The sequence below is a fragment of the Streptomyces sp. NPDC097981 genome (assembly GCF_040302565.1).
In the GTDB taxonomy this organism is placed as follows: Bacteria; Actinomycetota; Actinomycetes; order Streptomycetales; family Streptomycetaceae; genus Streptomyces.
Map to the genome: position 1 here is coordinate 1 of NZ_JBEORW010000130.1, position 4,941 is coordinate 4,941.

General features: G+C 72.5%; 2 protein-coding genes. Both read right to left on the reverse strand.

Annotated elements, in window-relative coordinates; translation table 11 throughout:
- On the reverse strand, window positions 1–3,851 hold a 3,851-nt coding region (locus ABTY04_RS40260), incomplete at its 3' end, for a non-ribosomal peptide synthetase (protein ID WP_352218396.1).
- Between the two features lie 8 nt (window positions 3,852–3,859).
- A partial coding sequence (locus tag ABTY04_RS40265; RefSeq protein WP_352218397.1) for an AMP-binding protein occupies window positions 3,860–4,941 on the reverse strand: 1,082 nt, incomplete at its 5' end.

Sequence of the window (4,941 nt, forward strand, 5' to 3'; positions counted from 1 at the left end):
CGTTCGTGCTCCCCGCTGTCCACACCGGCCCGGGCCTGCGCCACGAAGTCGCGGAACGGCAGCGGCTCGGGCAGCTCCGCACCACGCCCGTCGAGCAGCGTCCGCACCTCGCCGAGCAGCAGCTCCATACCGGTGTGGTCGCGGACCATGTGGTGCGCCCGCACCAGGGCCCACCAGCGGCCCGAGACCGGCTCGGTGGTGATGTGCAGGGCAATGAGCGGTGCCCGGCCCAGGTCCATGGACAGGCCGCCGGCCGCGAGCAGTTGCTCGACCGCATCGCCGCCGTCCGGGTCCAGCCGCACTTCCTCGACGGGGAGTACGGCGCGGCGGCGCACGACCTGCACCGGCTCGCGCAGGCCTTCCCACACGATCCCGGTCCGGTAGATGTCGTGCCGGTTCAGGACCTGCTGGAGCGCGTCGGTGAAGGCGTCCAGGCGGTCGCGGGAGTCGAACTCCAGGACGGTGGGCGTGACGTAGGCGTCTTCGCCGCCGTCGGCGAGGAGGTGGTGGAAGAGCAGACCCTCCTGGAGCGGGGCCAGCGGATAGACGTCCGCGATGTTGGCGGCGCCGCCCTCGACGGTCGCGACGATCCGCGCCACCTCATCGGCGGTCAGGTCCACCAGCGGCAGCATCTCCGGAGTGATCTCCCGCGCGTCCGCCGGGATGGCGTTCTCGGGGACCACCATCTCCTCGGTTCCGGCCACCGCGGCCAGGCCCGCCACGGTCGGCGTCTGGAACAGCGCGCGGACCGAGACGGACACTCCGCGGCCGCGGAGGGTCTCCACCAGGCGGATGGCCAGCAGCGAGTGACCGCCCAGCGCGAAGAAGCTGTCGTCGACGCCGACGCTCTCCAGGCCGAGGATCTCGGCGAAGACCGCGCAGAGGATCTCCTCGCGGACGTTGGAGGGGCCGCGGCCCGAACCGGTCACGTACTCGGGCGCGGGCAGCGCCTTGCGGTCCAGCTTGCCGTTCGCGGTCAGCGGCAGCACGTCCAGCGCCACCACCGCCGACGGGACCATGTGGTCCGGCAGCCGCCCGGCGATGAACCGCCTTATGACGTCGGCCAGTTCGTCGGTGTTCGCGCCGTCGGCGGGGACGATGTAGGCCACGAGACGGGTGTCACCGGGGACGTCCGTGCGGGCGATCACCGCGGCCCGGGCGACCGACGGGTGCGCGGCGACGACCGCCTGTACCTCGCCCGGCTCGATGCGGAACCCGCGGATCTTGACCTGCTCGTCGGCGCGGCCCAGGTACTCCAGCTGGCCCTCGGCGTTCCAGCGGACGCGGTCGCCGGTGCGGTACATGCGCTCGCCCGCGCCGGAGAAGGGCGCGGCCACGAACCGCTCCGCAGTCAGACCCGCACGGCCGACGTAGCCACGGGCCAGAGCGGCACCGGCGACGTACAGCTCACCGGCGATGCCCGGGGCCACCGGGGACAGCCACTGGTCGAGGACGTACAGCCGGACGTTGGGCACCGGCGAGCCGATCGGCACCACAGCGCCCGCCACCCGCTCCGGGGTCAGGCGCGTGGTGGTGACACCGATGGTGGTCTCGGTGGGGCCGTAGTGGTTGAAGACCCCACGCGCTCCGGCCGACGCCAGCAGCTCCCGCACCCACGCGGGAGAGGCGGCCTCACCGCCGAGCACCAGCGACTTGGCGGGCAGTACGGACGCCGGTCCGTCCGCGACTGCGAGGGCCGCCAGGTGCGACGGCACCGCCTTCACGTGGTCGATGGCGTGCTCGGCCAGGTATCCGGTCACCACGGCCGGGTCGGTGGCGGCGTCGTGGTCGAGGATGTGAAGCCGGCCACCGGTGGTCAGGCTCGCGAACAGCACGGTGTTGCCGAGGTCGGTGACCTGGGCCTGGAGCAGCGCGTACCGGTCCCCCGGGTTGCCGAGGCCGACCCGGCCGGGCACCGAGGAGACGTAGTTGGTCAGCGACCGGTGGGTGACGGCGACGCCCTTCGGCGTGCCCGTCGAACCGGAGGTGTAGATCACGTAGGCGAGCGCGTCCGGGGACGGGTCCGTACGGGGCGCGGTGGCCTCGTACGCGTCGATCGCGGCGGCGACCTCGGGGGCGTCCAGGGCGAGCGGGGCCGGGACCCCGACGGACAGTTCACCGAGCACGGCGCGCGTGCTGAGCAGTGTCACGGCGCCGCTGTCGGCGAGCATGAACGCGACGCGCTCGGCGGGCTGTTCGGGGTCGATCGGGAGGTAGCCCGCCCCGGCCTTCCACACCGCCAGGATCGCGGCGATGGTCTCCACCCCGCGCGGCAGGCACAGACCCACCACCGACTCCGCGCCCACACCCTGGTCCACCAGGAAGCGCGCCAGCCGGTTCGCCCGCGCGTCCAGCTCCGCGTACGACACCTCGGCGCCCTCGGCCACGACGGCCACGGCGTCCGGGGTCCGGGCCACCTGCGCCGCAAACAGATCCGCCACCGAACCACCGGCCACCTCGGCCGCGGTGTCGTTCCACTCCACCAGCACGCGGCGACGCTCGTCCTCATCGAGGACGTCCACCGCGCTGAGCCGCACCTGCGGCTCAGCGGTGACGGTCTCCAGCACCCGGGCGAGGCGCTTGGCGAGGTCTCCCGCGGAGTCGGCTTCGAACAGGTCGGCCGCGGCGGTCAGCACACCGCGCAGCCCGGCGGGGGTGCCCTGCGCGCCGAAGGTCTCCTCGACGCTCACGTCCAGGTCGAACTTGGCGGCCGACGCGCCGGCGGCGAGTTCGTCCTCCACCGCGCTGACCCGGACACCGGGGAGTTCGAGGGTCGCGTCGGCGTTGTTCTGGAGGGTGAGCATCACCTGGAACAACGGGTGCAGCGCGAGCGAACGCGGCGGCGCCAGCTCCTCCACCAGGCGCTCGAAGGGCACCTCCTGGTGGCCGAACGCCGACAGGCCCGTTTCCCGGACCCGGGCGAGCACCTCGGTGAACTTCGGGTCGCCGGACAGGTCCGTACGCAGCACGAGGGTGTTGACGAAGAAGCCGACCAGGTCGTCCAGGGCCACATCCGTACGGCCGGCGTTCGCCGACCCGATCGGGATGTCGGTGCCCGCGCCCATCCGGGACAGCAGGACCGCCAGCGCGGCCTGGAGCACCATGAAGGTCGTGACGCCCTCGGCGCGCGCCACCTCCACCAGCCGTGCGTGCACCGCGGCCGGGATGTCCAGCGGGACCCGGTGGCCGCCGTAACCGGCCACGGCCGGACGCGGGTGGTCGTAGGAGAGTTCCAGCTCTTCCGGAGCGCCGGCCAGCGCCTCGCGCCAGTAGGCGACCTGGCGGGAGAGGACGCTGTCGGGGTCCTCGGCGTCGCCGAGGAGTTCGCGCTGCCACAGCGCGTAGTCGGCGTACTGGACCGGCAGCGGCTCCCACTCGGGCGTGCGGTCCTCGCACCGGGCGGCGTAGGCGACCGCGAGGTCCCGGGCCAGCGGCCCGGACGACCAGCCGTCGCTGGCGATGTGGTGCACCACCACGAGCAGGACGTACTCGTCGGGCGCCACCGAGAACAGCCAGGCGCGGATCGGCACCTGCGACGACAGGTCGAACGGCTGCGCTGCGGCGCTGCTGACCGCCTCGGTCAGACCGGCCGCCGCGTCGGCGGACACGTCGACGCACCGGAGGTTCCACTCCACGTCGGCGAGCTTCAGCACCTGCTGGTACGGCTCACCGTCGGCCACCGTGAACACCGTGCGCAGCACCTCGTGCCGGCCGATGACGTCCCGCAGGGCTGCGTCGAGCGCCCCGCTGTCCAGCGTGCCCGAGAGCCGCATGGCCATCGGAATGTTGTACGTCGGGCTGGGGCCCTCAAGCTGCTCGATGAACCACAGACGGCGCTGCGCGAATGACAACGGAAACATTAGAAATCCCCCTGGTTACGCATCGGCCGCAACGCCGGCCTTGCTGACTTCTGCTTTCCAAGCTGCTGTGCGAGCCCTGCGACCGTCGGCGCGTCGAACAGCGCCCGGATCTCCACCTCGACACCGAGAACAGCCCTGATCTGACTGACGAGCCGGACGCCGAGCAGTGAGTGGCCGCCGAGTTCGAAGAAGTCGTCGTCGACTCCCACCTCGGGCACTCCCAGCACTTCGGCGAAGACGGTGCAGAGGATTTCCTCCTGCGGCGTCGACGGCCGTCGGCCTCCTCCCGCTTTCCCGGACGCGTAGTCCGGAGCGGGCAATTTCTTGCGGTCCAACTTCCCGTTCACCGTCAGGGGGAGTGAGTCGAGCACCACCACCGCTGCCGGAACCATGTGCGCGGGCAATCTCTGAGCGACGAACTGCCGGACATCGGTGCCGAGGCCGGTCTCGCCGGCCCCCTCGCCGCCCCCGGCGGGTACGACGTAGGCAACCAGCCGCTTGTCGCCCGGGGCGTCCTCACGGACGACCAGCGCGGCCTGGGCGACGTCCGGGTGCGCCGCTGTCGCCGCCTGCACCTCGCCCAGTTCGATGCGGAACCCGCGCAACTTGACCTGTTCATCGGCCCGCCCGGCGAAGATCAGCTGGCCGTCCGCGGTCCAGCGCGCCAGGTCACCGGTCCGGTACAGGCGGGAGCCCGCAGGGCCGTACGGGTCGGCGACGAACCGTTCCGCCGTCAGCGCCGCCCGGCCCAGGTAGCCGCGGGCCAGGCCCGCGCCCGCCACGTACAGCTCGCCCACGACGCCCTGGGCCACCGGCCCCAGGCTCGGATCGAGCACGTACATCCGCGTGTTCGCGATGGGCGAGCCGAAGGGGACCGTCCCTTCGCGTTCCGGGTCCACCCGGCCGATCGCCGTGATCACGGTGGCTTCGGTGGGTCCGTAGGTGTTGACCAGCTTGCGGCCACGGGCCCACACCCCCGCCGACTTCGGTTCGATCGCCTCGGCGCCGACCACCAGCGAGCCGACGCCCGCCAGGTCCCCGGGCTCCAGCACACCGAGCAGCGACGGCACCACGCTCGCGG